Genomic DNA, 25,039 nt, shown 5'->3' on the forward strand with positions numbered 1-25,039 from the left:
GTCATCGCGCTGCGCGCTTCGGTTTTTCCGGGCGCCGCATCGCGGTGACCGAAGTATCGGAAAAACCAGGGGGATGTGCCATGTGGGAATTATTTCGCGCGATGTCACGGCGCGATGCCTGGCGCGCGATCCACCGCGCTAGGCTGAGGAGGCCTGCAACGGCAGCGCCACCACGGCCTCGAGGCCGCCGCCGTCGCGCGCGCGGAACTGCAGCGAGCCGCCATGCAGGCGCGCGATGCGCTCGACGATGGCCAGCCCCAAGCCGGTGCCGCCGGCGTGGCCGCGCGCGTTCGCGCCGCGGCTGAACGGCGCCTTGAGCTGCTCCAGCTCCTGCGCGGCGATACCGGTGCCGCGGTCGCCCACGGCCACGTAGGCGCAAGCGGCGTCGCGCCAGGTGCGCACGCTGAAGCCGGACTTGCCGTACACGACAGCGTTCTGCATCAGGTTCATCAGCAGCCGCATCAGGCTGACCGGCCGGAACGAAACCGGCGGCAGCTCGCCCAGCGACAGCTCGAACGCGTGGCCGAGGCCAGCGAAGTCTGAAGCGAGTTGCCCGACCAGCGCATTGAGGTCGCCCGGCTGCGGCAGTTCCTTCTCGCCACTGCCGGCGTAGTCCATGAACTGCTGCAGGATGGTCTCGATATGGTCGAGATAGCCTTCTGCCGACGCCACGAAGGCGTCGTCGGCGCCGCGCGGGATTGCCATGGCCATCGCCAGCCGCAGCTTGGTCAGTGGCGTGCGGATATCGTGCGACACCCCGGCCAGCATCAGCGCGCGCGTCTGCTCGGCCTGACGCAACGCCTGCGTCATCTGGTTGAAGGCGCTGCCGACCTGCGCGATCTCGGTGGGGCCGTCGGTGGGCAGCGGTGGCGGCGTTTCGCCCGCGCAGATCTGGCGCGCCGCGTGTGCGAGGTCCTGCAGCGGGCGGTTCAGGTGCCGCTGGATCAGGTAGCCGGTAAGTGCCGCCAGCAGTGCCAGCGCCACGGATAAAACCATCGCGGTGACGATGCCGCCGGCGCGTGCATCCTCGGTCATCGGCAGTGCGATCCAGCGCGGCGCACCGGCCACATGCAAGCGGATCCACAGGCGTTCGCCGTCGCCGCTCTGCCAGCGCACCGGCATGTCGGGTGGCAGCTGGCGGCGCAAGGCCTCGAGGAAGACATCGCGCTGCCAGGTGCGCATCAGGTGCACCAGGTCCGGCGCGGGCGCCGGCGCGGCGTGGGCGGGGTCCTGCAGCTGCGCGCCCAGCCGCGCGGCAGCGGCGCTGCCGGCCTCGGGCGGCAGCGTGGCCAGCACGCCGTCGAGCGTCTTCACGTAGTCGGCAAAGATGATGGCGGCGCGCTCGATGCGCGGGCGCTGCACGAAATGCAGCAGCACGGTGAGCGAACACGCCTGGGTGATCGCCACCAGCGCCACCAGCAGCGCGATATTGCGCGCCAGCAGCGAGCGCGGAAGCAGGCGCATCACGATTCGATGCCGGCCACCAGCATGTAGCCGACGCCCCACACGGTCTTGATAAAGCGCGGCTTGGACGGATCCGCCTCCACGATCTGGCGCAGCCGCAGGATCTGCACGTCGATGCTGCGGTCAAGCGCATCGTGGTCACGCCCGCGCGCGCGGGCGAGCAGGTTCTCGCGGCTGACGGCCCGGTTCGGCGACGACCCCAGCGCGTGCAGCAACAGCATCTGCGCGGAATGCACCTCGACCAGCTCGCCGGCGCGCATCAGCGTCTGCTTGCCGACATCGAAGGTGAACTCGCCGAAGCGCAGCGTCTGCGCGGTGACGGTCGGATCGCCGGCCGCCATCTTCTGCCGGCGCAGCAGCGCGCGGATGCGCGCCACCAGCTCGTCGGGCACGAAGGGCTTGGCCAGGTAGTCGTCGGCGCCGGTCTCCAGCCCCGCGACGCGGTCGACCGGATCGCCCTTGGCGGTCAGCATCAGGATGGGCAGCGTGTGGCCCTCGGCACGCAGGCGCTGGCAGATGGTGAGGCCATCTTCCGGCTCCATCATCAGGTCCAGCACCAGCAGGTCGTAGGGCTCGCGCTGCAGGTACCTGTCGAGCTGCTTGCCGTCGGCCACCGCGCGCACGCGGAAGCCGTGCCCGGTCAGGAACCGTTGCAGCATGTTGCGCAGCTCGGCTTCATCGTCGAGCACGACAATCCTGTTCACCTGTTCCATGGCGGGTCTCCGGCGATGCCGGCCTCCGGTGCCAGCCTTCAGCGCGACATCATCTTCTGCCTCATGAACGCTTCGATCTGCGGCAGCGTCACGTAACCGGCGCGCTGCGTGTCGATCTGGTCGAAGTGGCTGGCGACCATCGGCATGCCTGCCGCGGCCTGCTCGCGGGTCAGCTTGCCGTCGCGCTTGGTATTGGCACTGGCAAAGCGCGCCTGCAATTGCTGCAGCGCACGCTCCACGCGCGGGCCGCCGGCTGCCGGCATCTCGACACTTTGCGCGGATGCGCCTGCTGAAACAATACACAACATAAGCACTGCAATCATCTTCTTCACGATGGACTCCGTGGGGTAGGCGGCCGTGCCGGCGGGTGGATGGAAACCTGATGGCCCTCAGGCCAGGTGGGCGGGCACCCAGACGGCGCCGGCCCAGTGGCCGGGCACCAGCACCGCCGCCCTGGCAGGACGGGCGACGTAGATGGTGCGCGGCGCGACATAGCCGGCACGCGGCAGCGGCGCAGCCCGCACCACCACGGTCGGCAGCGGCGCGGTGGCGACCACGACCTTCGGCGGCGGGGGCGGCGCCACGACGACCCCGGCCGGCGGCGCGGCGACCACCACCTTGGCGAGCGGCGGCGCGTAAACCGTGGCCAGCGCGGGCGGCGGCACATACACCGTCGCCGGCGGCGGGGGCGGTGGCGTCACCACCACAGGCGGCGTGCTGACGGCCACCGTCGCGCCGGCTGCGGTCACGCTGGCGCCGGTGGTCACCGTGGTGCCGTGGACCACGGTGGCACCGCTGCCGGTGGTGACGACGCCCGGCGCGACCTGGGTAGCACTGCCCGAATGGGTGACGGTGCGGCCTTGCGCACCGGTCACGGTGCCGTAGCGGTTGCAGGTCGACCCGGGGCAGCTCGTCGAGGCGGCGTGGCTTGCGATATTGCCATTTGCGCCAGTGACGGTGCCCGACGACGAGTACTGGCCGACGCCTTCACGCGTCACGCTGCCCGCGGTGGTGGCGGTCTGGCCGTTGGACCCGGTCAGGTCGCCGCTGTGCGAGCAGGTGCCGCCGGCGCAACTGGTGCTGCCGTCGTGCTGCACCGAGCGGCCGTTCGGACCGGTCGCGGTGCCGGCGTTGCTGAACTGGCCCGGCGCGGTGCGGGTCACGGTGCCGGTGTTGGTGGCCAGGCCGCCATAGGGACCGACGACGCCGCCGGTATGCGAGCAGCTGCCGCCACCGCAGGCACCAACGTGCGCGCCGTTGTAGACGCCACGTGAGGTGTAGGCCGTGCCGTGGCCGGACCAGGCGGCGAATGCCGGGGTGCTGGCAAGAATCACCAGCGCACCGGACGCGATACCGAGCAGGCGCGGCACTCGGTGGAAGCGGGAGGATTTGGAGGAGCGGAATGTCATCGCAGGTCCTTCAGGTTCGGTTCATGCCGCGCACCGTGGCGCGGCGACGGGACGAACTATAGGAAAGGGAACTGCGTTTTTCGCGGTCGAAAAAATGTCGCGGTGTTACACCGCGCGGCTCGGCCTGAAATCGCCGGAAACCGCCACCCGGCATGGCTTTTCATGGCCTCCCCCCACGCCGCCGGCCATGACATACGGCGAAATATTTCCTGCATGGCGCAGCCCGGGCCCACCCACTACATTTGCCTCACCGACGCGGCGACGGCCCCCTCCGCCAAGCAAGCGTCCCACCTCACTGCACAGGACCCATCATGCACAACCTCGGAAAACTCACCCTCTACGTCACGGCGTTCGTCGTGGCGGTCTCGCTGCTCGAAGCCTTCGTGCTGGCACGCAAGGCCCGCCAGCAAGGCAAGGCCTACCCCTGGCATGAACTCGGGATGTCGCTGGCCGACCTCGTCGGGCGCAAGCTGTTCGCGCTGCTGCCGCTGTCGCTGGCCACGCCGATCTTCTCGTTCGCCTGGGAACACCGCATCTTCACGGTCGAGATCAACAGCGCGCTGGCCGTGCTGCTGCTCTTCCTCGGACAAGAGTTCTGCTACTACTGGTACCACCGCGCCTCGCACCGCATCCGCTTCTTCTGGGCGACGCACGCCGTCCATCACTCGCCGAACGAGCTGACGCTGGGTACGGCCTATCGCCTGGGCTGGACCGGCAAGATCACCGGCACCGCGATGTTCTTCGCCCCGCTGGTCTGGCTCGGCGTGCGTCCTGAAGTCGTTCTGGCCGCCCTGAGCCTGAACCTGCTGTACCAGTTCTGGCTGCACACCACCTGCATCCCCAAGCTGGGCTGGTTCGAATACGTCTTCAACACCCCGTCGGCGCACCGCGTGCACCATGCCTCGAATGTCGATTACCTGGATGCCAACTACGGCGGCGTGCTGATCCTCTTCGACCGCCTGTTCGGCACCTATATGGAAGAGCGCGCCGAGGAGCCTTGCCGCTACGGCCTGGTCAAGCCGACCACCACGCACAACCCGCTGGTCAACCAGTTCGAGCACTGGGTCAGCCTGTTCCGCGACATGGCCAATGCAGGCAGCGTGACCAAGGCAGTCGGTTACCTGGTCATGCCTCCGGGCTGGGCGCCCGACGGTGGCGGCGAGACCACGGAGAGCCTGCGGCGTCAGGCGCAGGCAGAGCGGGTGGGGGTGTAAGAAGCACCCCTTTCCAGGTGACGAAGAATAGGGCACGCTCCGTGTTCTCGAACCGAAAACGAAGTCAGTGGCGTGGTACTGGACGCAGTGGTGGAACGCTTTATCGAACACAGCCCGATCAGCGTGATGGCGCGCCTGGGGTTGCAACGCGCCCTCGATCCGGCCTGGATCGACGAGTTGTTCGATCAGGAGCGTGAAAGTCAGTACACGCGGGAGCTATTGTTCTCGACGACGGTGGAAATCATGTCGCTGGTCGCCGTGGGGCTGCGCCCGTCAGTGCACGCGGCGGCCAAGGCCAGTCCGGCGCTGCCGGTTTCCATCACCGCGCTGTACGACAAGATCAGCCGGACCGAGCCGGGACTGGTTCGTGCCCTGGTGCAAGGCAGCGCGCGGCGGCTGGGGCCGGTCGTGCAACCGATGTTGCGCAAGCAGCCGCCCTCGGTGGACGGCTATCGCCTGCGCATCGTGGATGGTAGCCACTTGCCGGCGAGCGAAAAGCGCCTGAAACCATTGCGTGGGTTTCGGGGCGCGGCCTTGCCAGGGCAGTCATTGGTGGTTTATGACCCGGATACGGCGATGATCGTCGATCTGGTGCCCTGTGAAGATGCGCATGCGCAGGAGCGGGCCATCATGGAAACCCTGCTCGAGTCGAGCCGAGCCGGCCCAGTTGTGGATCGCCGATCGCAACTTCAGCACCCGGGCGATCCTTGCCGGCTGGCAGCATCGCGGCAGCGCCTTCATCGTGCGCGAGCACGGCCGCAATCCGTGCCCCAGCGAGCTGGAGCCGGTACGCGAAATGGGCCGGGTCGAAACCGGTATCGTGTACGAGCAGGCGGTCAGCATCCCGGATGAATCGAACGCGCCGCTGGTGCTGCGGCGCATCGAGCTGCATCTGGATGGCGCCACCGAGGATGGTGACACCGTCATCCGCCTGTTGACCAATGTCCCTGCCACACACCTGACGGCCGAGGCAGTCGCCCGGTTATATCGGCGACGCTGGAGCATAGAGAATCTGTTTCAGCGACTCGAATCGGTGCTCAACAGCGAGATTCGTTCGTTGAGTCAGCCGCGTGCGGCGCTGCTGGCCTTTGGTGTGGCGGCGCTGGCGTATAACGTGCTAAGCGTGATTGCGACTGCGGTGAGAATCCGCCATGAACTGGATACCAGTGATATCGAGCTCTCACCGTATTACCTCGCCAGCGAAATCCGGGCGACATATGCCGGCATGATGATCGCAGTGCCGCCCGAGGTGTGGCAGGCCTATGACCTCCTCACCTCAGCTCAGCTCGGTCACAAATTGATCAAGATCGCGACGCACGTTGATCCCCGCGCGATGCGCAAACATACGCGGGGACCGAAAGCGCCGAAGAAGAAAGGCTATGCGGCCGGATGCGTAGCACGGCGGCATGTTTCTACCGCCCGTGTCATCAAGGCTGGACGTGTCGTTTAATCACCTTGAAAGGGGTGGGTGTAAGAAGTCAAAAGCGCGGCGATGCCGCGCTTTTTTATCGCCAGGCGGCCATGGTGCCGCCTCCTGGCATTTCTACGTTCCCGTGGCCGCGCCCCGGCGTCAGTTTCCAGGGCTGGCATCCACCTCCGCAAACACTTCCGCGGCCAGATGGAAAGCGGAGTTCGCTGCGGGCACGCCGCAATAGATCGCGGTTTGCAGCAGCACTTCCTTGATCTCGTCACGCGTCACGCCATTGTTGGCGGCGGCGCGCAGGTGCAACGCCAGTTCTTCCGAGCGGTTCAGCGCCACCATCATGGCGATGGTCAGCAGGCTGCGCGTATGCCGCGGCAGGCCTTCGCGCGTCCAGATCTCGCCCCAGGCGTAGCGTGTGATCAGGTTCTGGAACTCCTCGTTGAGCGGCGTCAGCCGCGCGAGCGAGCGATCGACATGCGCATTGCCGAGCACGTCGCGCCGCACCGAGAGGCCGGCGTCGTAGCGCGCGTGGTCGTCGGCCACGGGCTGGCGGCCGTGCACGAAATCGATCAGCGCGGCGGTGAAGCGCCCGGGCTGCTCGAAGCTGGAGATATGCGCGGCAGGCAGTTCGACGAAGCGCGCGCCGGGAATCGCATCGGCCAGCGCGCGGCCCTCCTGGGCACTCGTCGACGGATCCTGGCTGCCGGCGATGACCAGCACGGGCACCGGGATCGACGACACCGTCTGGCGGAAGTCGGCGTCCCGCACGGCCGCGCAACTGGCCGCATAGCCGCGCGGATCGAGCCCCGCGAGCACGCTGCGCAGGCCATCCAGCGCGCGGTCCGCCGTGGCGGCAAACCCCGGCGTGAACCAGCGCTCGACGGAAGGCGCGACCATCACGGCCATGCCATCGCGCAGCACGGTGTCGATGCGCGTATTCCATCCGTCCGCATTGCCGATCTTCGCGGCGGTATTGGCCAGCACGATGCGGGAGAAGCGCTCAGGCGCATGGATGCCGAGCCACATCCCCGTGAGACCGCCCATCGACAGGCCGCAGAACACCGCCTGCCCGATTCCCAATGCGTCCAGGAGGGCGATCACATCGTGCCCGAGTAGCTCGACGGTGAAGGCATCGCCGGGCGCGGTCGAGCGGCCGTGGCCGCGCGTGTCGTAGCGCACGACACGGAAGCGCCCGGCCAACGCGGCCGCCTGCGGGTCCCACATGGTGTGGTCGGTGCCGAGCGAGTTGGAGAAGAGGATGGCCGGGGCAGACTCGGGGCCGTCGACGGTGTAGAAAAGCCGGGCGCCGGCGTGATCGAGATAGGGCAAGGGAATCTCCTTGGATGTTGGTGTGTTGTGTTCAGTCGGCGGTCATTGGTGGATGTGGAAGAGTGGGCCGGTTTATGTGCATGCGTCGGAACTGGCTGCTACCCGCCGTGGACGCAATCCTCTCCCGCGCAGTGGGAGAGGGGTGGGGGTGAGGGCCCGGCGGTGGCATGCTCCTGCGCCCGACTTCGTCGACATGCCTGCCCTCACCCCGGCCCTCTCCCGCAAGCGGGAGTGGGAGTACACCGACCTGGCGCCGATGCAGCAGCCATCGCAAACGTCGCCACATTCCAGCAGTCCGGGCCGCGGATTCAAACCCCGGCACCCGCCACCGCCTCCCGCCACGCCGCCACCGCTGCATCCGCAAAACGCGCCGATTGCCCGGCATAGTTGCCCGGATCCGCCAGCCGGTCCAGCGCCGCGTCATCCAGCAGCCCGGCATGCGCCGGATCCTCGCGCAGCATCGCCGCCAGCGCGTCGCGCAGGCTGGTGCCCTGCACCACCGCGCGTCGCGAGGCGTGCTCCACCAGTGTGTGCGCCTGCAAGCGGCCGATGCGATCGCCCAGCGCCAGCATCGCTGCCTCGCCCAGGATCAGGCCGTGCGTCAGGTCGAGGTTGGCGCGCATGCGCGCCGCGTCCACCTGCAACCCGCCGATCACCTCGCCGGCCTGCCGCAACGACCCCGCGGCGAGCGCCACGATCTGCGGCAGCGTGTCCCATTCGGCCTGCCAGCCGCCTAACGCGCGTTCGTGTTCCTGCACCATGCCCGCCAGCATCGTCGCCACCAGCGGCGGCACGCGCACCGACGCGGTCAGCATGGCGGCGCAGCCGACCGGGTTACGCTTGTGCGGCATGGTGCTGGAACCTCCCCGACCCGGCCCGGCGGGCTCGGCCACCTCGGCGATTTCAGTCTGCATCATCAGCGAGATATCGCGCGCGATCTTGCCCAGCGTGCCCGTCAGCATGCCCAGCGCAGCGGCCACCGCCACCAGCCGGTCGCGATGGCTGTGCCAGGGCAGCAAGGGCAAGTCCAGCGACAACTCGCGCGCCAGTTCGCGCGCCACCACGGGCGCCTGGTCGCCCAGGCTCGCCAGCGTGCCGGCGGCGCCGCCAAACTGTAGTGTGCGGGCCTGCGCGCGCACCTCGGCCAGCCGTGGCAGGTCGCGCCGCAGCGCGTCGATCCAGCCGGCGACCTTGCAGCCAAAGGTGGTCGGCAGCGCATGCTGCAGCCAGGTGCGCGCGACCATGGGCGTGTCGCGATGGCGCTGCGCCAGCGTGGCGCAGGCATCGCCGAGCGCAACCAGCTCGCGCTCGATGGCGGGCAGCGCGTCACCTAGCTGGAGCACCAGCGCGGTATCGATGATGTCCTGGCTGGTGGCGCCCCAGTGGACGTAGCGCGCCGCTTCGGCATCGCGCGCGGCCACGGCGGCGGTCAGTTGCCTGACGAAGGGAATGGCGAGATTGCCGGCGGCGACCGCTGCCTGTGCGAGGGCGTCCAGATCGATGACACTGACGTCGCCGCAGACTTCAGAGATGACCGCCGCGGCAGCGGCCGGAATCACGCCGCATTCCGCTTCCGCTCGCGCGAGCGCGGCCTCCACGGCGAGCATGCGTTGCACGGTGCCGGCATCGGAGAAGATGTCCAGCACAGGCGGGCTGCCGAACATGGGGTCGGTGAGACGCGTAACTGTTGGCATGGGGGCGGGAGATAGGTGGCGTGCGTGGCCGTGACGTTGACGACCACCTGATTATGCGTCTGTCGCCGGTGCCGGGGCAGATCCCCCGGCTGCCGGCGTGGCCGGGTGCGCGGCCCTCAGATATCGAAGAACACCGTCTCGTCCGGCCCTTGCAGCACGATATTCCAGCGCAGCGTGCCGTTGCCGGCATCGCTGGCAACCAGCGTGCCGCGCCGCTCGGCCGGCACCAGCGCCAGGACCGCGTCGGCCGCATTGGCCGCGGCCTCGTCCGGGAAGTACATGCGCGTGGCGACATGCTTGACCAGCCCGCGCATGAACACCGACACCATGATGTGCGGCGCCTGCGGCATGCCATCCGGACCGGGCACGGTGCCCGGCTTGACGGTGACAAAGCGGAACGAGCCGTCGGCCTCGGTCGGCACGCGGCCGAAGCCGGTAAAGCCGGGCACCAGCGGCAGCTCGCGCGCATCGTCCGGGTGGCGGTAGCGGCCTGCGGGGTTGGCCTGCCAGATCTCGACCATGCCGTCCGGCACGGGCTCGCCGTTGCCGTCGGTCACGCGGCCTTCGATCACGATGCGCTGGCCGGCCAGTTCCGGTGCGCTGACGGTCAGGTCGGCGCAGTTCAGGCCGCTCAGGCCGATATGGAGATAAGGACCGACGGTCTGGGATGCGGTGGCGTAAAGCATGGTCTTACTCCATCGGCGTGGCATCGCGGCCACGCAGCACGATATCGAAACGGTAGCCGAGCGCGTATTCGGGCTGGGTCGTCTCCCAGTCGAGGGCGGCCACAAGCCGGTCGCGCGCCTTTTCGTCCGGCACGCAGTTGAAGATTGGATCGAACGGCAACAGCGGATCGCCGGGGAAATACATCTGCGTCACTAGCCGCGTGGCGTAGGCGTTGCCGAACAGCGAGAAGTGGATATGCTGCGGCCGCCAGGCATTGTGGTGGTTGCGCCAGGGATAGGCGCCCGGCTTGATGGTCTTAAACTGGTAGCGCCCGCTGGCATCGGTGACGGTGCGGCCCTCGCCCGAGAAATGCGGGTCGAGCGGCGCGTCATGCTGGTCGCGCTTGTGCACGTAGCGGCCGGCCGCATTGGCCTGCCAGACCTCGATCAGCGCGTTCCGCACCGGCCTGCCATTCTCGTCCAGCACGCGGCCGGTCACGAGGATGCGCTCGCCGATGGGCTCGCCGCCGTTGCCGACAGTGAGGTCGTTATCGCCCTCACGGACGAACTCGGCGCCGAAGGTGGCCCCGGTCACTTCAGACAACGACTGCGGCAGCGCAATCAGCGGCTGGCCCGGCGAACGCTTCTGCGTCGAGGCATAGGGATCGAAGCGGTACTCGGGCTGGGTGTCCCAGTAGGGACGGCGGTACTGGGCAAGACGGGTCATCGCGCAGTCTCCTTGTCATTGGAATGGTTTGACTTTAAACAATACATAAAGTCATGTAAATTAAGATTCATGCGAAATACGATAACTTTTAGGCATGAAACCCCGAGCCCCTCCGGCACTCGAAATTTTCCGCAATCGCGTGCGGCTGCGGCACCTCTATTGTTTCGTGGCGGTGTCCCAGACCCAGCACCTGGGCCGCGCCGCCGAACGCCTGGGGCTGACGCAGCCAGCCGTCTCCAAGACACTGAGCGAGCTGGAGGAACTGGCCGGCACCCGCCTGCTGGTCCGGCAGCGGGCCGGCACCGAACTGACCACTGCCGGCACGCGCTTCCTGCGCCACGCCCTGCGCATCCTCGCGGATATCGATGCGGCGGCGGACAGCATGGCCGGCGCGGATGCGCTGCCGCAGGAGCGCATCAGGCTGGGTGCGCTGCCGAGCGTGGTGCCGGCGGTGCTGACTGACGCCCTGCTGCGTTTCCGCGCCGCGCATCCCGAGGTCGGCCTGGCCGTGCAGACCGGCATGAATCGCAACCTCATCGACCAGCTCAAGGCGGATGTGCTCGACCTCGTCATTGGCCGGATGGATGACCCGGTGGCCATGGAAAGCCTGTGGTTCGAGTCCCTGGGCCCGGACTCGCTGGCACTGGCGGTTCGTCCCGGGCATCCCCTCACCGCCGTCTCGCGGCCAACGCTGGTTGACGCGCTGGCGTGGCCGCTGGTGATTCCTGCCGCGGGCTCGATTCCCCGCCACAACACGGAAAGCCTGCTCGCCCGGCACGGCCTGCCCCTGCCGGGCGGCTGCGTGGAAACCTCGGATGCCTATCTCGGACGGCTGCTGGCCCGGCAGAGCGACAGCGTGTGGGCAGCGCCGCTCTCTGCAACCAGGCGCGCGGTATCCGAGGGGGATCTGGTACTGCTGCCGATCGATACGCAGGGCACCGAGGAACCGATCGGCCTGCTGCGGCACGGTGACCGCACGCTCACGCCGATGGCCGAGGCGCTGGCGAACTGCATTCGCGCCGCGGCCCAGCCTGCTTCCGCTCAGTGACTTGCGATGCTTGCGCCGCCCTTGACCGGGTCGCCGGCAACCGCCGTGGGGCGGCTGCCGAAATGCTTCACCAGCAGTGCACCGGCGGCAAGGAATGCCGGCACGGTGAGCAGCGTAAAGATCGTGTCGAAGCCCAGGTGCAGGCGCAGCAGTTCAGCACCGAGCAGCGCGCCGGTGATGCCGCCGAAGCGACCGATGCCAAGCATCCACGCGACGCCGGTGGCGCGGCCCTGCGTCGGGTAAAAGGCCGCGGCCAGGGAAGGCATCGAAGACTGGGCGCCGTTCATGGCCGTACCGGCGACGAAGATCAGCACGCCCAGCAGCACCTGGCTGCCGGTGCCGTGGCCCACGGCGTAGATCAGCACGCCGGTTGCGGCGTACGTGATGGCGATGACCTTGTTCGGATTGAAGCGGTCCATGAACCAGCCGGCCGCGATGGTGCCGATGCCGCCGCCGAGCGGAAAGAGCGCCGTCAGGAATGACGCGTGCTGGATCGAGAAGCCGGCGTCCTTCATCAGCGTCGGCATCCAGCTCGTCAGCAGGTAAAAGATGACGAGGCCCATGAAGTAAGTGGACCACAGCATCGCCGAGCCCAGGCGATAGCCGGGAGCCAGCACGGTGCCGATGGCGGATCGGGTCGCAGGAGCCTGCTCGCTGATGATGAAGGTGTTGGCCTCGGGCAGGTCAGCGCCGGTCACGCGCCGCAGCACCTTGCGGATCTGGTCGGCCGGATACTTGCGCAGGACCATGTAGCGCACGGACTCCGGCAGCAGCACCACCAGCAACAGCGCGAGCGCAAGCGGTACGATGCCGCCAAGCAGCAGCACGCTGTGCCAGCCGAGGTGCGGAATCATCGCGGCGGCGACAAAGCCGCCGGCCGCGGAACCCAGCGGAAAACCGCAGAACATGGTGTTCACCAGCACGGCACGGCGGCGTTGCGGCGCGAACTCCGATGTCAGCGTCACGGCATTGGGCATGGCGGCGCCCAGGCCCAGGCCGGTCAGGAAGCGCCAGACCGTGAGCCAGCCCAGCGTGGGCGCAAACGCGGTGGCGAGGCTGCAGGCGCCAAAGAAGAAGACGGACAGCACCAGCACCTTCTTGCGGCCGACCCGATCGGCCAGCGGACCGGCGAAGATCGCACCGAAGGCAAGACCGAACAGGGCTGCACTCATGACGGGGCCGAGGGCTGCTTTCTCGATCCCCCAGTCCTGCACCAGCGCCGGCGCGATATAGCCCATTGCCGCGGTATCGAAGCCGTCAACGGCCACGATCAGGAAGCACAGGCCAAGAATGAGCCACTGGTAACCTGTGAATCGCTGGCCATCGATCAGGGCCTGGACGTCTGCGACGCCCCCTTTTGTTCGGGTGGGATGTTGCACTGCTGTCTCCGTTTGCCTGGAAATCGCACTGGCCGCCCTCTAGGCTGGACCGCGATTTTGTTCTAATAGCGAACTAATGTTCCCTAATTGAACGAATATTAGGCAACGGGCATTGGGACTCAGAATTGGCGTAAACCCGGTAGGAAATGGGCCGTCCAGCGTGTGGATTTCACCAGAATGCGCCACCTTTGTGGAACCAGGCTGACTATTTCGCCTCAGCGAGCGATGCTTTTTATCAAGAAAGAGGCTGGTCGTGAAATTTACTATCAGTCAGCCCTTGCGGCAATTCGATCGAATAACAAAATTTCATGTAAAGAGCGCTAACTCTCAATTTACATTCCGAAACCCGCAACCTATAGTCCCTGGCCCCCGGTGTGCCAAGCCGATGCAATCCTGCGGCGACGTGCCTGTCCAACGTGTCAGGACACCGGGGCGCCACAAGCGCTGCCGGCCGAACCGAATCCATCCGATCATGCAACGCCTGCTTCTCATCCTTGGCTGCCTGCTGATCGCAGCCGCCGCTGCCTGGCCCTGGCTGTCGAAGCTGCCGCTCGGGCGGCTGCCCGGCGATATCCATATCGTCCGGGACGGGTTCAGCTTCTACTTTCCGATCACGACCTGCATCCTGGTGTCGGTGCTGGTGTCGGTCGTGATCTGGATCTTCCGGCGCTGAGCACTGCGAGGCGGACTAGGCTTCCGTCTCCATGCGGAACACCGCCATCGCCCGCTGCATATGCAGCGCCTGCTCCTGCAGCGACTGCGCCGCGGCCGCTGCCTCTTCCACCAGTGCGGCGTTCTGCTGCGTGACCTGGTCCATCTGCGCGATCGCCTGGTTGACCTGGACGATGCCGGTGCTCTGCTCGCGCGAAGCGTGGCTGATCTCGTCCATCATCGCGGTGACGCGCGCGATCGCGCTGACGGTGTTCTCCATGGTCGCGGCCGCATCCAGTGCCAGCGTGTTGCCGGCTGCCACGCGCTCGGCCGACTGCGAGATCAGCGCGCGGATCTCCTTGGCCGAGCTGCCCGCGCGCTGCGCCAGCCCGCGCACCTCGGTCGCCACCACGGCAAAGCCGCGCCCGGCCTCGCCGGCGCGCGCCGCTTCCACCGCGGCGTTCAGCGCCAGGATATTGGTCTGGAACGCAATGCTGTCGATCACCGCGATGATGTCGACGATGCGGCGCGAATCAGCCTCAATCTGCTGCATGGTCTGCTGCATCCGTCCCACCGCTTCGCCACCGGCCAGCGCAATGCCCGAGGCCTCGCGCGCCAGTTCGCTGGCCTGCCCGGCGCTGCCGGCGTTCTGCTGCACGGTGGCGGTGAGCTGCTCCATGCTGGCCGCGGTCTGCTCCAGCGACGAGGCCTGCTCCTCGGTGCGCTGCGACAGGTCGATATTGCCCTGCGCGATATCGACCGCCGCCGCCAGCACGTTGTGGGCACCGGCCTTGGTATCGCCGATCAGCGCGCGCCAGCTGTCCACCAGCGACAGCAGGTGCCGCTTGACGTCGCTGAACTCGTCGCGCCCGTGCACCGCCATGCGCAGGCCAAGGTCGCCGGCATTGATGCGCTCGACTATCCCGGCCACCTCGCGCACGTCGCTGCGCATGCCACGGCTGAAGCCGATAAACAGGTAGAACGCGATCGACACCGTGACCAGCGCAACGCCTGCCAGCAGCGCGAATTGCCGCTCTTGCGCAGCGATGCGCTCTGCCAGCATCGCGCCGGCGATGGCGGAGAACGCCTTGTTGGCCGCCAGCACGCCGTTGATCGCCGCACTCGCCTCATCGAAATACGCCTTGGCCTCGATGTCGATGCCGCTCGCGCCCAGCATGCGCACCTTGAGCGTGCGATAGAAGTTGTCCATCGCCGCCAGTTTTGCCAGGGCCGCATCCACCTGCGCCTGGTGGTCGGGCGCGCTGTGGCGCACGCGTGCAATATCGCGCCGCACCGCTTCCAGCCCTTCGTGGATCTGCTCGGCCAGCGCACCAAGATCGGCCTGTTGCGCCGCATCAGCATAACCGCCGCGCGCAATGATGCCGGCGCCGCGGCCGCGCGCCAGCGCGCTCTGCTCGGCCAGGCGGGGCATGGGGCCCACCAGCAGGCTGATCAGGTAGTACGAGGCGGCTTTGCCGTCCAGCGCCAGCTCGGAGCGGTCGGCTACGTCGCCGATAAACAGCTGCGTCTGCCTGACCACCGCGCTGTGCCGCGCGAACAGCGGCCCGGCTGCGGTGTTCAGGCCCAGGCCGCGCATCTGCTGCCAGTCCTGCTCCAGCTTGCGCGCGCCGGCATCGAGGCCGAAGGCGGGATTCTCCGCGGTCGTGCGGATCAGCTGGGCGAGATTGGCGGCGGCGTTGTTGTCCGCGCCATCGAAGGTCGGGCGGAAACTCGCATTGCCCGACAGCACCGCATTGGCGGCGCCGCGACGCACCTGGGTCTCGCGCATGAAATCGAGCGCGTGCCCGACGATGGCAAGCCCGCGCATCTTGCTATCGGTGGCGCGGATCGCATGCGCGGAAGCGCTCAGCACGACATACATCGCGCCGCAAAGTGGCACCAGAAAGAGCACCGCGATCAGCGTGAGCTTCTGGTTGATATTGAGGCGCGCCATCAGGCGCTCGGCGGGGCGTAGGAAGGGGGTCATGGGGCTCGATGGAACGGGGTAGTTACCGTCCTATCGGCCGTGTTTCCGGGGGCTAAAGGGCGTTTGGCAAAGACTTTGATGACGCTCAAAGGGGGTGCAGAAAATGCCCCAGGGTGGGGCGAAACGCACGGCATGGGGGCGGAAACCCAGCGTGTTTCTTCCGCCCCGTGCACGCCTCAGTCTGCGCGCGGATGCGCCAGGAAAAACCGCAGCATCTCCGCGCTGGCATCGGGCCCCTTCGGATCGGTGTAGCTGCCGCGACTGCTGCCGCCCGACCACGCGTGTCCGGCGCCGTGGATCACCCAGTACTCGGCGTCGACGCCGGCGGGCGTCGTGATCTTGCGCAGCGTGTAGTCGTGACCCGAGCGCGCGGTCTGGTGTTGCTGGCCCTTGCGCGCCTCGCCTTGCTCGAATGGCGCCACCAGCCGGCTGCCATTGGACGGGTGTACGGTCTTGTCGGCATCGCCATGGAACACGATCATCGGCCTGGTGGGCGGCAGCGGCCGCGTGTTGTCGCCCTTTCTTGCGCCAATGCCCTTGCCTCCCCGCATGGCGCCCAGCGCGGACGGCAGGTCGTGCGCGCTGCCCGCGGGCAAGCCCGAGTGAATGCCCGCCGCCGCGAACAGGCCGGGATAGCGCTGGATCAGCACGGCCGCCATCGCGCCGCCGGCGGACAGTCCCGCTACATAGACGCGCCTGGCATCGATGCCGTGGGCGGCGATGACCTCGCGGGTCATGCCGGCAATCAACGAGGGCTCGCCGCGGTCGGCTTGCTGGTCGCCCGGCCGGAACCAGTTCCAGCATTTCGATGGATTGGCGTCGGTGGGCTGGATCGGGTACAGCACGGCGAAGCCGAGCCGCTCGGCAAGTTCGTTCATGCGGGTGCCGGCGGCAAAGTCGTCGGCGTCCTGCGTGCATCCGTGCAGCATCACGACCAGCGGCATCGGCTCGGCATGTCTGCCGCCCGGGATGTAGAGCTTGTACGCGCGGGTGCCGGCCGGGTTGGCGTAGGTGCGCTGGGTGAAGTGCCCGGGTTCGGCGCGGGCAGCGGTGTGCGCGGGCTGAGAAGCCGGCGCAGCAGGCGCGCGCGCCGCGGTGCGCTCCGGGCCCACGCCATCGGTGCCGCGGGTCCGAACCGCAGCCCCGTCATGGGTCAGCAGGCGTTCGACCACTTGTGCCGGCATCGGCGCCGCCGGAGCGGGCTGCACAACCGCGGAAGCGTGCTGGCGCAGTGCCCGCTGGATGACCTCGGTGGCCTCCATCGGGCCAGCCGTCTGCAGCAGCTGCATGGCCTCGTACATCGAAGCGAGGAACGCGTCATTCATTTTCATCATTGTTTCCAGGCAACCTGGCGAACCAGGGGCGGCGAAATTGCCGCGAACTACCGTATGCGCCCGGCCAGCGCAGCCTTGACTGCGGCCGGCGCGTGGAAGGCGCCCAGCACCACGATGGATTCGATGGTCGCCAGCGCAAGCTCCGGACTGACATCCGAGGCAATGCTGGCCAGGCCCAGCACATGGATATCGAGTCTTTCATTGGCCGCGCGCACGGCTTCCAGGTCCTTCTTCGTAAAGTGCTGCAGCCCGAGTACCAGCGCCCGACGGCTCACCGTTTCCTGGATGACCACCGCATGCACGGCCAGCTGGTTCCGGATGGCGGTCCGGATCAGGTCCGAGCGGTTCGAGTAAAAGCCCTCTTCGACCAGCAGGTCGATCTGCCCCAGGTCTACCGGTCCGAGGTTGATGGTGATTTTTTCCGTATCACCGACCTTCGGTTTGTTCGTCAGTGGTGCGATTTCGGTTTTCTGAGGGGTCATCTCTTTTATTTGGGATTGGGGCAGACGGTGCAGGAAAGCGCACAATCATCCGTAATCCATCCTCGCGCCATCCATATACCATCCATATACCATCCATATACCATCCATATGGATGGTCAATTTATAGGGGACGGACAATACCAGGTCAAGTTAAGAATCATGATGTACCCTATAGGACGCTTTAAGAAGCGCGTGAAGTGCACAACCCGCCGGTTATCCGGCATGGCCGGCCAGCGAGGCATGCGAGCGCATCGGGAGACGCAAGGGGGAGTGCCGGCCGATGTCGGCCCGGACTCAACGGGCGGAGTGCGGGCGGGGACGGGCACCGGATCGCGGCGCGACCCGGCATGTGCCGTCAGAGTTGTGCGCCGATCAGCGAAGCCATCCGGTCGCGCAGCTTTTCGGTCCAGGGGCGGTTGGCCCACTGTGTGTACGTCATCGGGCGCGACAGCTTCAGATCTTCCTCGAAGATCCGGGTCTGTTCGGCGGCAAAGGCGGCATCCAGGATATTGAGCGTGGCTTCGTCGTTGAGGCGGAAGGACCGGTTGTCGAAATTGGTCGACCCGACCGACACCAGCACGCCATCGACGATCAGCACCTTGCAGTGATACATCGTCGGCGCGTACTCGGCGATCAGCGCACCCGCCTTGAGCAGCGCGCCCCAGCGTCCACGCGAGGCCGAGCGTACGGTCTCTGAATCGATATGGTCGCCCGGCACGATCACCCGCAGCCTGATGCCTCTTGCCAAAGCCGCCAGCAAGGCTTTTTCTGTCAGTTCATCCGGCACGAAGTAGGCCGCGGACAGGTCGATGGTCCGGGCCGCTGCCGTGATGGCGAGGTGGTACATCAGCGCCATGCTCTCGCTGCCGCCGGTGGGGGAACTGCTGAACATCTGGGCGCGGCCATTGCCGACCGGCGGCAGTTCAGGGAAGTAGTCCGGGCCATGCGGCACCGCGCCGCTGACCTTGATCCAGTTGTCCAGGAACACGGACTGCATCTGGCCCACCACGGGGCCTTCCACCTGGAAATGCGTGTCGCGCCAGTGGTCGGGATCCTGGGCGTTGCCGGTCCATTCCGGCGCGATGCCGACGCCGCCGGTAAAGCCGACCGTGCCGTCGACCACCAGCACCTTGCGGTGCGTGCGGTTGTTGAGCTTGCCGACGGTGTACCAGCGCACCGGGTGATAGCGGCGCACGTCCACGCCGGCACGGGTCATGATGTCCAGCGCGGACTCGTCGATCTTGGAACTGCCGACCGCGTCCAGCAGCACCTGCACCCTGACGCCTGCCTGCGCGCGCTCGGCAAGGGCCTGCGCGAACTCCTTGCCGATATCGCCCGACCAGTAGATGTAGGACTCGAAATTGATGGTCTTCTTCGCGCCGCGGATCGCGCCCAGCATCGCCGGGAAGATCTCGTCGCCGTTCCTGAGCACGCGGTAGCGGTTGCCATCGACGACCGGCGGCCCCAGCAGCACGCCCAGCTCGCGGACGAACTGGGGGTCGTCCAGGCCGTAGAGCCGGTCGAGGCGGCGCTCGATGCGTTTTTCGCCGCCGATCAGGTTGTACGCAACGATGCCGCCGAGGGCAAGCACGAGAACGACGGCAACCAATGCGAGCATTCGGCCCCTTCTACGCAAGCTTGGAAAGACGCGGCGGCGGATCACGCAAGCACCATGATGTCTGGCCCCAGGGGTTCACCGGCAAACTGGCGACCGCTACAGGATACGTCATTACCGGATTTCCGCTCGCCTCCGCGGCGTTTCAACGACGCTTCGATACAGTCGACGCGCGCTTCATCCGGCCGCGCCTGGCGTCTGGCAACTCCACCACCCCCAGTCCCGGTATCGCCTGCCGCACCGCGTCGATAAAGAACCTGAGCTTGGCCGGGTAGAAGCGCGCGTAGGGATAGACCAGGTACATTGGCAACGGATCCGCCTGCCAGTCCGGCAACAGGTGCAGCAGTTCGCCACGGGCGATGTCGTCGCCAAAGATCCAGGCCGAGCCCACGCCGACACCCAGCCCCAGCCGGGTGGCGGCGCGCAGCGCGTACAGGCTGTCAGTGCTGACGCGCGGGCGGAAGCCGATACGGCGGCGGTCGCCGCTCACCTGGTGCGACAGCACGATCTCGTTACGATAGAAGGTGCGCAGCGCGAGCCAGGGAAGGTCTTCCAGGTCCTCGGGCCGGCTCGGCAGCGGCCTGCCCTCGAACAGCGACGGCGCGGCGATGACCAGGCGCGGCACCTCGGCCAGCCGCACCGCGACCACGCCCGGCTCATGCACCTCGCCCACATGGATGGCGCAATCGATGGCCTCGGCAATGAAGTCCGGGGTGCGGTCGTGCAGCAGCCATTCCACCGAGACCTTGCGATACTGCTGCAGGTAGCCGGCCAGCGGGCCGACCAGCAACTCCTGGCCGAAGGCATGGGGCACCAGCACGCGCAGCGTGCCCTCGGGCTCGTAGCCGACGCCGCGCAGGTCGGCCTCCAGCGTGGCCCAGTCGGTGACCAGCTCCTTGGCCCGCTCGTAGCAGCGCTCGCCGTCCTCGGTCAGGTTCATCGCATGCGTGGAGCGCTGCAGCAGCCGCACGCCCAGCAGCCGCTCCAGCGTCTGCAGGCGGCGGCTGATGGTCGGCTGCGTGGTGTGCATCTGCGCCGCGGCCATCGACAGGCTGCCTGACTCGACGATGCGCACGAAGGTCTGCATCAGTTCGATGCGGTCGGCCGTGGTAGCGCCGGGGCCGGAGGCCTGCTTGCGCGGCGCCTGCCGCGGCGTCGATGGCGTGGGGACCGCCTGGCGCTTCATACGTGCCTCGTATAGCCATTGTTCACGGCACACGTCTACCAGAACGCGGCGGGCTGGACAACACTTCCGTCCATTCCAGACACGCAAGTCCCAGGGAAACACACCATGTCCTCGCTCGAAGCCATCCCCGCAGCCGCCGCCGTTGCAAGACCGGCCCTGCCCGGCAGCCTGGTGCTGCTGCTCGCCGTCGGCGCCGGCGCGTCGGTCGCCTCGCTGTACTACAGCCAGCCCATGCTCGGCATCATGACGCCGGACCTGCGCACATCCGATACGGTGGTCGGCGCCATCCCGACCCTGACGCAGCTCGGCTATGCGCTGGGCATCCTGCTGCTGGCCCCGCTCGGCGACCGCTTCGACCGCCGGCGCATCATCCTGGCCAAGTCCGTGGTGCTGGTGGCCGCCTTGCTGCTGGCGGGCTTCGCGCCCGGCATCGGCATGCTGCTGGCCGCCAGCCTGGCGATCGGCCTGTCTGCCACGCTGGCCCAGGACATCGTGCCCGCGGCCGCGACGCTGGCGCCCGACGCCGAACGCGGCAAGGTGGTGGGCACGGTGATGACCGGCCTGCTGCTGGGCATCCTGCTGTCGCGCGTGGTCAGCGGCTTTGTCGGCGAGCATTTCGGCTGGCGCGCGATGTTCCTGGCGGCGGCGGCGAGCATCGCCGCGATCGCGCTGGTGGCACGGCGCCACCTGCCGCGCTTCACGCCGAGCGCGGTGCTGCCGTACCGGGCGCTGCTCGGCTCGCTGGCAACGCTGTGGCGCGCGCATCCGGCCCTGCGCCGCGCCGCGCTGGCGCAGGCCCTGCTGTCGGTGGGCTTCAGCGCGTTCTGGTCGACGCTGGCGGTGATGCTGCATGGCGCGCCCTTTCATCTCGGCAGCGACGCCGCGGGAGCGTTCGGCCTGGCCGGCGCGGCCGGCGCGCTCGGCGCCCCCATCGCCGGCCGCATTGCCGACCGCCGCGGGCCTGAGATGGTGACCCGGCTTGGGGCCGCGCTGACGGCGCTGTCGTTCGCCGCCATGCTGCTGTCGCCGCTGCTGTCGCCCCAGGGCCAGCTGTGGCTGATCGGCGCCAGCGCGATTGGCTTCGACCTGGGCGTGCAGGTCACGCTGGTGGCGCACCAAACCGTCGTCTACGGCATCGACCGCGGCGCCCGCAGCCGCCTGAACGCGGTGCTGTTCGTCTGCATGTTCACCGGCATGGCCGCGGGCGCCGCGCTCGGCAGCGTGGCCCTGGCGCACTACGGTTGGGCCGGCGTGACTGCACTAGCGAGCGCTGCGGCGCTGGCGGCGCTCGCCGTGCGGATGCTGCCGCAGGCGCGCCTGCCTTGACCGTCGTCGGCCGACGGGGCTGACTGTCGAAGATCGAGCTGGCGTCGAACACCGCGGTGCCGGTCAATGGCTCGGCCACTGCCACCAAGTCCGCCACGACGAGCAAGTCGACCAACACCAGCAAGAAGAAGTAAGCGCGAAAGGACCATGCTGTGCTGCAGAACGCTGGCAGCAAGGCAAGTGGCACGGCATCCCGGCTTGTGGATGCCGCGCCATTTTTCTTGAAGGAACAAGCCTGCAACCCTTACAAGCTCTGCAAGGGTTGCACGCATCAACCGGCCGAAGCGCCCCGCCAGGCGGCCCCGCCGCACGGTACGAATCTTGCCGTTTCCTGATTACCCGCCCGCGGGCCGCACGTACTAGTCGCGTCGGCATCCGCACATGGCGCCAAACTTACATTTCAGGAAATCAGCATGAGCTACTACTACGACGAACGCCAACGCGACGAACGCCAGCGCCGCCATGCGTGGGACGACGACGACTGGCAGCCTGAATCCGAGCGCGACCGCTGGCAGGCACAGCGGCGGCGCCAGCAGATGGCACCGGGGCAGACCAGCTACGGCGGCCCGGCGCGCCCGGCGGGCGACTACAGCGAGCAGTACGGCGCAGGCCGATATCCGGATCGACCCGGCGGCCGGGAATATGAAAGCCGCTACGGAAGTGGAAGCGGCTACGGCAGCCGCGACGAACGCTATGGCGGCCGGGACGAACGCTATGGCAGCCGCGCTGATGAACGGTACGGCCGCCGCGCCGAAGGCCGCTACAGCAGCGGCAGCAACCTGCGCTACGGCCTGAACGGCGGCTACGGCTGGGAACGTGCCGGCGAATGGCGCGATCCGCAAGCCTGGCAGCGCGATGACGACTACGCCGAACGCCAGTGGCGCGAAAGCGCCGAGCGCGCGCGCGAACCCCGCGAATCGGCGCGCAGCGGCGAGCACGATCCGTCCTACAGCGAGCTGCGCAGCGACACCCGCTACTGGACCGAACCCGGCGGCGACTGGGACGAGGACCAACGCTACGGCCGCCACTACAGCCGTGAAGGCGCACGCCGCCGCGGCTGGGAAGTCGACGATCGCGACGACCGCGATGACGAACGCGGAGACCATGGCGTGCTCTACAACCTCGGCCGTCGTATCGGCGAGGCTGTCGGCGACCTGTTCGGCACCTCCGATGACGAGCGCGAGCTCGAACGGGCGCGCGAACGCGAACGCGGCTACGGGCACTACCATGAGCCCTACCATGAACGCGAACGCCACGCCGGTCCGCGCGGCTACCAGCGCAGCGACGACCGCATCCGCGACCAGATCTGCGAGCGCCTCAGCTATGCGCGCGGCGTGGACGTCAGCGACGTGAGCGTCGAGGTCAGCAGCGGCGTGGTGACGCTGGCGGGCACAGTGCCTAGCCGCAGCCAGAAGTACTACATCGAAGACCTGGCCGACAGCACCTACGGCGTCACGGAGGTCAACAACGACATTCGCGTGCGCCGCGAGGGCACGGGCATGACCGGCGGCACCGCCGCCACAGGCTCCCCGGGCAGCACCGACGTGTCGGGCAGTACATGGCGCGCCTGATGCTGACGCGCTGACGCAGCAAACCGGCCGGCACACGCCGGCCGGCCTTGTTCGCCAACTCGAAAGGCGGCATGCCCACGCTCAAGATCGCCACCTTCAATATCAACGGCATCCGCAGCCGGCTGCCGGCGCTGCTCCACTGGCTGGAGCATGAGGCGCCGGACATCGCCTGCCTGCAGGAACTGAAGACCGCCGACGAGAGCTTCCCCGCGCGCGAGATCCGGGAAGCGGGCTATGGCGTGATCTGGCACGGCCAGAAGTCATGGAACGGGGTCGCGATCCTGGCGCGCGGCACCGAGCCGGTGGAAGTGCGCCGCGGCCTGCCCGGCGACCCGGACGACAGCCACAGCCGCTACCTGGAAGCCGCAGTGCAGGGCATGGTGGTCGGCTGCCTCTACCTGCCCAACGGCAACCCGCAACCGGGACCCAAGTTCGACTACAAGCTGGCCTGGTTCGAGCGCCTGATCGAACACGCGCAGACGCTGTTCGACAGCGGCCATCCGGTGGTGCTGGCGGGCGACTACAACGTTGTGCCCACCGACGAAGACATCTACAACCCGCGCTCGTGGCTCAAGGACGCGCTGCTGCAGCCGGAAAGCCGCGACGCCTACGCGCGCCTGCTGGCACAGGGCTGGACCGACGCGCTGCGGGCGCGCTATCCCGACGAACGCATCTACACCTTCTGGGACTACTTCCGCCAGCACTGGCAGACCGACTCCGGCCTGCGTATCGACCACTTGTTGCTGAGCGCCGACTTGGCGCCGCGCCTGCGCGATGCCGGCGTGGACCGCTGGGTGCGCGCCGAGGACCATCCGAGCGACCATGCGCCGGCGTGGGTGGTGCTGGAGCGCCCGGCTGCCACGCGACGCAAGCGGACGACTTAGGCCAGGGGTGGCGCTTATGCCACGCTCCCCTCCGCCGCCAGCCTTTCCCGGCTAAACCCCAGGAACGCGCGCACGCCCTCCGGCAGCGTGCGTCCCGCCAGCGTCTGCAACTCGATCGCGCGACTTTTCATGCCGCGCTCGCGGATCGCCGCGGCGTGCAGCTCGCCGCGGCGCAGCCGGTCGCCCACGGTCACCGCACCGGAAATCGACAGGCCGCCGCCATGCAGCACGAAGTTGGTCAGCGTCTCGAAATGGTTGGTCACCAGCACCGGCTCGAACACCACGCCGCGCTCGCCGCAGGCGATGTCGAACAGCTGGCGCACGGTGTTGTCGCCCTCGGGCAGGGCCAGCGGATACGGCTGCATCTGCACCAGCGTGACGCTGCGAAAACGCGCCAGCGGATGGTCCGGGCGCATGATCGCGATCACCGGCGCCGGCTGCCGGTGCTCCACGCGGATGCCCTGCTCCGCGGCACGGCTGTAGGTGATGCCGATATCCGCGTCGCCATGCAGCACGATGCCGGTGACCTCGGCCGGCGGCGCCACGCGCACGTGGAAGTGCAGCCCCGGGTAGCGCTCGCGGAACTCAGCAATGATGCGCGGCAGGAACTCGATGGCAAACCCGGCCGAACTGGCCACGCGCACCCGGCCCCGGCGCAGGCCCTGCAGCGCCGCGATCTCCGACACCACGCGATCGGCCTCGAGTGCGCCGCGCAACGCATAGGCGGCCAGCAGCTCGCCCGCGGCGCTGGCGACCATGCCGCGTGGGCGGCGGTCGAATAGCGGCACGCCCAGCAGCGCCTCGAGCGCACCCACTTGGCGGCTGACCGCCGAGACCGTGACGTTCAGCCGCTGCGCCGCCTCGGTCAGCGAGCCGCTGCGCACCACTTCCAGGAAATAGCGCAGCGAGGTGTCTTGCAGGCGATGCGACAGCATGGG

Annotated in this window: 21 protein-coding genes and 1 pseudogene; 7 read left to right on the plus strand and 15 right to left on the minus strand. The window is 67.8% G+C overall.

Going from position 1 to position 25,039, the window contains the following annotated elements:
- Positions 1 to 138 precede the first annotated feature (138 nt).
- From K307_RS17485 to K307_RS17500, 4 genes are read right to left on the minus strand one after another with little or no spacing between them, the layout of a single operon-like run.
- On the minus strand, positions 139 to 1,464 hold the full coding sequence (locus K307_RS17485; protein ID WP_042879976.1) for an ATP-binding protein: 1,326 nt from the start codon (positions 1,462 to 1,464) through the stop codon (positions 139 to 141).
- Entirely contained in the window at positions 1,464 to 2,177 is a 714-nt protein-coding gene (locus tag K307_RS17490) for a response regulator (protein WP_042879978.1), read from the minus strand. The genes K307_RS17485 and K307_RS17490 overlap by 1 nt, the downstream gene beginning before the upstream one ends.
- Before the next feature lie 38 nt (positions 2,178 to 2,215).
- Positions 2,216 to 2,509, minus strand: coding sequence for a hypothetical protein (locus tag K307_RS17495; RefSeq protein ID WP_042879979.1), 294 nt, complete (start codon positions 2,507 to 2,509; stop codon positions 2,216 to 2,218).
- A 57-nt stretch (positions 2,510 to 2,566) separates the two neighbouring features.
- Entirely contained in the window at positions 2,567 to 3,586 is a 1,020-nt protein-coding gene (locus tag K307_RS17500; protein WP_051974944.1) for a hypothetical protein, read from the minus strand.
- 311 nt (positions 3,587 to 3,897) lie between these two features.
- On the opposite strand from K307_RS17500, the gene K307_RS17505 reads away from it, so the two are divergent.
- Positions 3,898 to 4,800, plus strand: coding sequence for a sterol desaturase family protein (locus K307_RS17505; RefSeq protein WP_042879982.1), 903 nt, complete (start codon positions 3,898 to 3,900; stop codon positions 4,798 to 4,800).
- 126 nt (positions 4,801 to 4,926) lie between these two features.
- Positions 4,927 to 6,250 (plus strand): annotated as a pseudogene (locus tag K307_RS17510) (IS4 family transposase).
- A 120-nt stretch (positions 6,251 to 6,370) separates the two neighbouring features.
- On the opposite strand, the gene pcaD reads toward K307_RS17510, so the two are convergent.
- The 4 genes from pcaD to pcaH form a co-directional block, all read right to left on the minus strand.
- A complete protein-coding gene (gene pcaD, locus K307_RS17515; RefSeq protein ID WP_042879984.1) occupies positions 6,371 to 7,552 on the minus strand; it encodes a 3-oxoadipate enol-lactonase in 1,182 nt (393 codons plus the stop codon).
- Positions 7,553 to 7,860: 308 nt separating this feature from the next.
- A complete protein-coding gene (locus K307_RS17520) occupies positions 7,861 to 9,246 on the minus strand; it encodes a 3-carboxy-cis,cis-muconate cycloisomerase (protein ID WP_080745057.1) in 1,386 nt (461 codons plus the stop codon).
- A gap of 116 nt (positions 9,247 to 9,362) precedes the next feature.
- Complete coding sequence (gene pcaG, locus K307_RS17525; protein WP_042879987.1) at positions 9,363 to 9,932, minus strand: protocatechuate 3,4-dioxygenase subunit alpha; 570 nt, start codon at positions 9,930 to 9,932, stop codon at positions 9,363 to 9,365.
- 4 nt (positions 9,933 to 9,936) lie between these two features.
- The gene (gene pcaH / locus K307_RS17530; RefSeq protein WP_042879989.1) at positions 9,937 to 10,638 is read right to left on the minus strand and encodes a protocatechuate 3,4-dioxygenase subunit beta; all 702 of its coding nucleotides are present in this window, start codon (positions 10,636 to 10,638) and stop codon (positions 9,937 to 9,939) included.
- 94 nt (positions 10,639 to 10,732) lie between these two features.
- Between pcaH and K307_RS17535 the strand changes: the two genes are divergently transcribed.
- Positions 10,733 to 11,686 (plus strand): LysR substrate-binding domain-containing protein, encoded by a 954-nt coding sequence (locus K307_RS17535; protein WP_042879990.1) that lies wholly within the window; start codon positions 10,733 to 10,735, stop codon positions 11,684 to 11,686.
- Here the strand turns inward: K307_RS17535 and K307_RS17540 are convergent.
- Positions 11,680 to 13,065, minus strand: coding sequence for an MFS transporter (locus K307_RS17540; protein ID WP_042879992.1), 1,386 nt, complete (start codon positions 13,063 to 13,065; stop codon positions 11,680 to 11,682). The genes K307_RS17535 and K307_RS17540 overlap by 7 nt on opposite strands.
- Before the next feature lie 472 nt (positions 13,066 to 13,537).
- Here K307_RS17540 and K307_RS17545 point away from each other — a divergent pair, with 472 nt between their 5' ends.
- Positions 13,538 to 13,738 carry a DUF2905 domain-containing protein gene (locus tag K307_RS17545; RefSeq protein ID WP_010810842.1) on the plus strand — a complete coding sequence of 67 codons (201 nt, stop codon included), beginning with the start codon at positions 13,538 to 13,540 and terminating at the stop codon, positions 13,736 to 13,738.
- Positions 13,739 to 13,753: 15 nt separating this feature from the next.
- Here the strand turns inward: K307_RS17545 and K307_RS17550 are convergent, their stop codons facing one another.
- From K307_RS17550 to K307_RS17570, 5 genes are all read right to left on the minus strand, one after another.
- Positions 13,754 to 15,703 carry a methyl-accepting chemotaxis protein gene (locus K307_RS17550; RefSeq protein WP_042879995.1) on the minus strand — a complete coding sequence of 650 codons (1,950 nt, stop codon included), beginning with the start codon at positions 15,701 to 15,703 and terminating at the stop codon, positions 13,754 to 13,756.
- A 176-nt stretch (positions 15,704 to 15,879) separates the two neighbouring features.
- Positions 15,880 to 17,034, minus strand: coding sequence for an alpha/beta hydrolase family esterase (locus tag K307_RS17555; protein ID WP_042879997.1), 1,155 nt, complete (start codon positions 17,032 to 17,034; stop codon positions 15,880 to 15,882).
- 50 nt (positions 17,035 to 17,084) lie between these two features.
- Positions 17,085 to 17,519: a CopG family transcriptional regulator gene (locus K307_RS17560; protein ID WP_042879999.1), complete on the minus strand. Its 435-nt coding sequence runs from the start codon at positions 17,517 to 17,519 to the stop codon at positions 17,085 to 17,087.
- Positions 17,520 to 17,874: 355 nt separating this feature from the next.
- On the minus strand, positions 17,875 to 19,137 hold the full coding sequence (locus tag K307_RS17565; RefSeq protein WP_042880000.1) for a phospholipase D-like domain-containing protein: 1,263 nt from the start codon (positions 19,135 to 19,137) through the stop codon (positions 17,875 to 17,877).
- Between the two features lie 142 nt (positions 19,138 to 19,279).
- Positions 19,280 to 20,320: a LysR family transcriptional regulator gene (locus K307_RS17570; RefSeq protein WP_042880002.1), complete on the minus strand. Its 1,041-nt coding sequence runs from the start codon at positions 20,318 to 20,320 to the stop codon at positions 19,280 to 19,282.
- Between the two features lie 105 nt (positions 20,321 to 20,425).
- Here K307_RS17570 and K307_RS17575 point away from each other — a divergent pair, with 105 nt between their 5' ends.
- From K307_RS17575 to xth, 3 genes are all read left to right on the plus strand, one after another.
- Positions 20,426 to 21,646 (plus strand): MFS transporter, encoded by a 1,221-nt coding sequence (locus K307_RS17575; RefSeq protein ID WP_042880004.1) that lies wholly within the window; start codon positions 20,426 to 20,428, stop codon positions 21,644 to 21,646.
- 413 nt (positions 21,647 to 22,059) lie between these two features.
- Positions 22,060 to 23,217, plus strand: a complete 1,158-nt coding sequence (locus K307_RS17580; RefSeq protein WP_042880005.1) for a BON domain-containing protein — start codon at positions 22,060 to 22,062, stop codon at positions 23,215 to 23,217.
- A 71-nt stretch (positions 23,218 to 23,288) separates the two neighbouring features.
- Positions 23,289 to 24,101 carry an exodeoxyribonuclease III gene (xth, locus tag K307_RS17585; RefSeq protein WP_042882208.1) on the plus strand — a complete coding sequence of 271 codons (813 nt, stop codon included), beginning with the start codon at positions 23,289 to 23,291 and terminating at the stop codon, positions 24,099 to 24,101.
- A gap of 14 nt (positions 24,102 to 24,115) precedes the next feature.
- Here the strand turns inward: xth and K307_RS17590 are convergent, their stop codons facing one another.
- A complete protein-coding gene (locus K307_RS17590) occupies positions 24,116 to 25,036 on the minus strand; it encodes a LysR substrate-binding domain-containing protein (protein WP_042880006.1) in 921 nt (306 codons plus the stop codon).
- Positions 25,037 to 25,039 lie beyond the last annotated feature (3 nt).

The sequence above is a fragment of the Cupriavidus necator A5-1 genome (assembly GCF_000744095.1).
GTDB lineage: Bacteria > Pseudomonadota > Gammaproteobacteria > Burkholderiales > Burkholderiaceae > Cupriavidus > Cupriavidus necator_A.

Coding starts and splice junctions, on each gene's coding strand:
- K307_RS17490 (WP_042879978.1), bottom strand. CDS start 2,177: ATGGAACAGGTGAACAGGATTGTCGTGCTCGACGATGAAGCCGAGCTG.
- K307_RS17500 (WP_051974944.1), bottom strand. CDS start 3,586: ATGACATTCCGCTCCTCCAAATCCTCCCGCTTCCACCGAGTGCCGCGC.
- K307_RS17560 (WP_042879999.1), bottom strand. CDS start 17,519: ATGACCCCTCAGAAAACCGAAATCGCACCACTGACGAACAAACCGAAG.
- K307_RS17590 (WP_042880006.1), bottom strand. CDS start 25,036: ATGCTGTCGCATCGCCTGCAAGACACCTCGCTGCGCTATTTCCTGGAA.
- K307_RS17575 (WP_042880004.1), top strand. CDS start 20,426: ATGTCCTCGCTCGAAGCCATCCCCGCAGCCGCCGCCGTTGCAAGACCG.
- K307_RS17565 (WP_042880000.1), bottom strand. CDS start 19,137: ATGCTCGCATTGGTTGCCGTCGTTCTCGTGCTTGCCCTCGGCGGCATC.
- K307_RS17570 (WP_042880002.1), bottom strand. CDS start 20,320: ATGAAGCGCCAGGCGGTCCCCACGCCATCGACGCCGCGGCAGGCGCCG.
- pcaG (WP_042879987.1), bottom strand. CDS start 9,932: ATGCTTTACGCCACCGCATCCCAGACCGTCGGTCCTTATCTCCATATC.
- K307_RS17535 (WP_042879990.1), top strand. CDS start 10,733: ATGAAACCCCGAGCCCCTCCGGCACTCGAAATTTTCCGCAATCGCGTG.
- K307_RS17520 (WP_080745057.1), bottom strand. CDS start 9,246: ATGCCAACAGTTACGCGTCTCACCGACCCCATGTTCGGCAGCCCGCCT.
- K307_RS17545 (WP_010810842.1), top strand. CDS start 13,538: ATGCAACGCCTGCTTCTCATCCTTGGCTGCCTGCTGATCGCAGCCGCC.
- K307_RS17550 (WP_042879995.1), bottom strand. CDS start 15,703: ATGACCCCCTTCCTACGCCCCGCCGAGCGCCTGATGGCGCGCCTCAAT.
- K307_RS17555 (WP_042879997.1), bottom strand. CDS start 17,034: ATGAAAATGAATGACGCGTTCCTCGCTTCGATGTACGAGGCCATGCAG.
- xth (WP_042882208.1), top strand. CDS start 23,289: ATGCCCACGCTCAAGATCGCCACCTTCAATATCAACGGCATCCGCAGC.
- pcaH (WP_042879989.1), bottom strand. CDS start 10,638: ATGACCCGTCTTGCCCAGTACCGCCGTCCCTACTGGGACACCCAGCCC.
- K307_RS17505 (WP_042879982.1), top strand. CDS start 3,898: ATGCACAACCTCGGAAAACTCACCCTCTACGTCACGGCGTTCGTCGTG.
- K307_RS17580 (WP_042880005.1), top strand. CDS start 22,060: ATGAGCTACTACTACGACGAACGCCAACGCGACGAACGCCAGCGCCGC.
- K307_RS17485 (WP_042879976.1), bottom strand. CDS start 1,464: ATGCGCCTGCTTCCGCGCTCGCTGCTGGCGCGCAATATCGCGCTGCTG.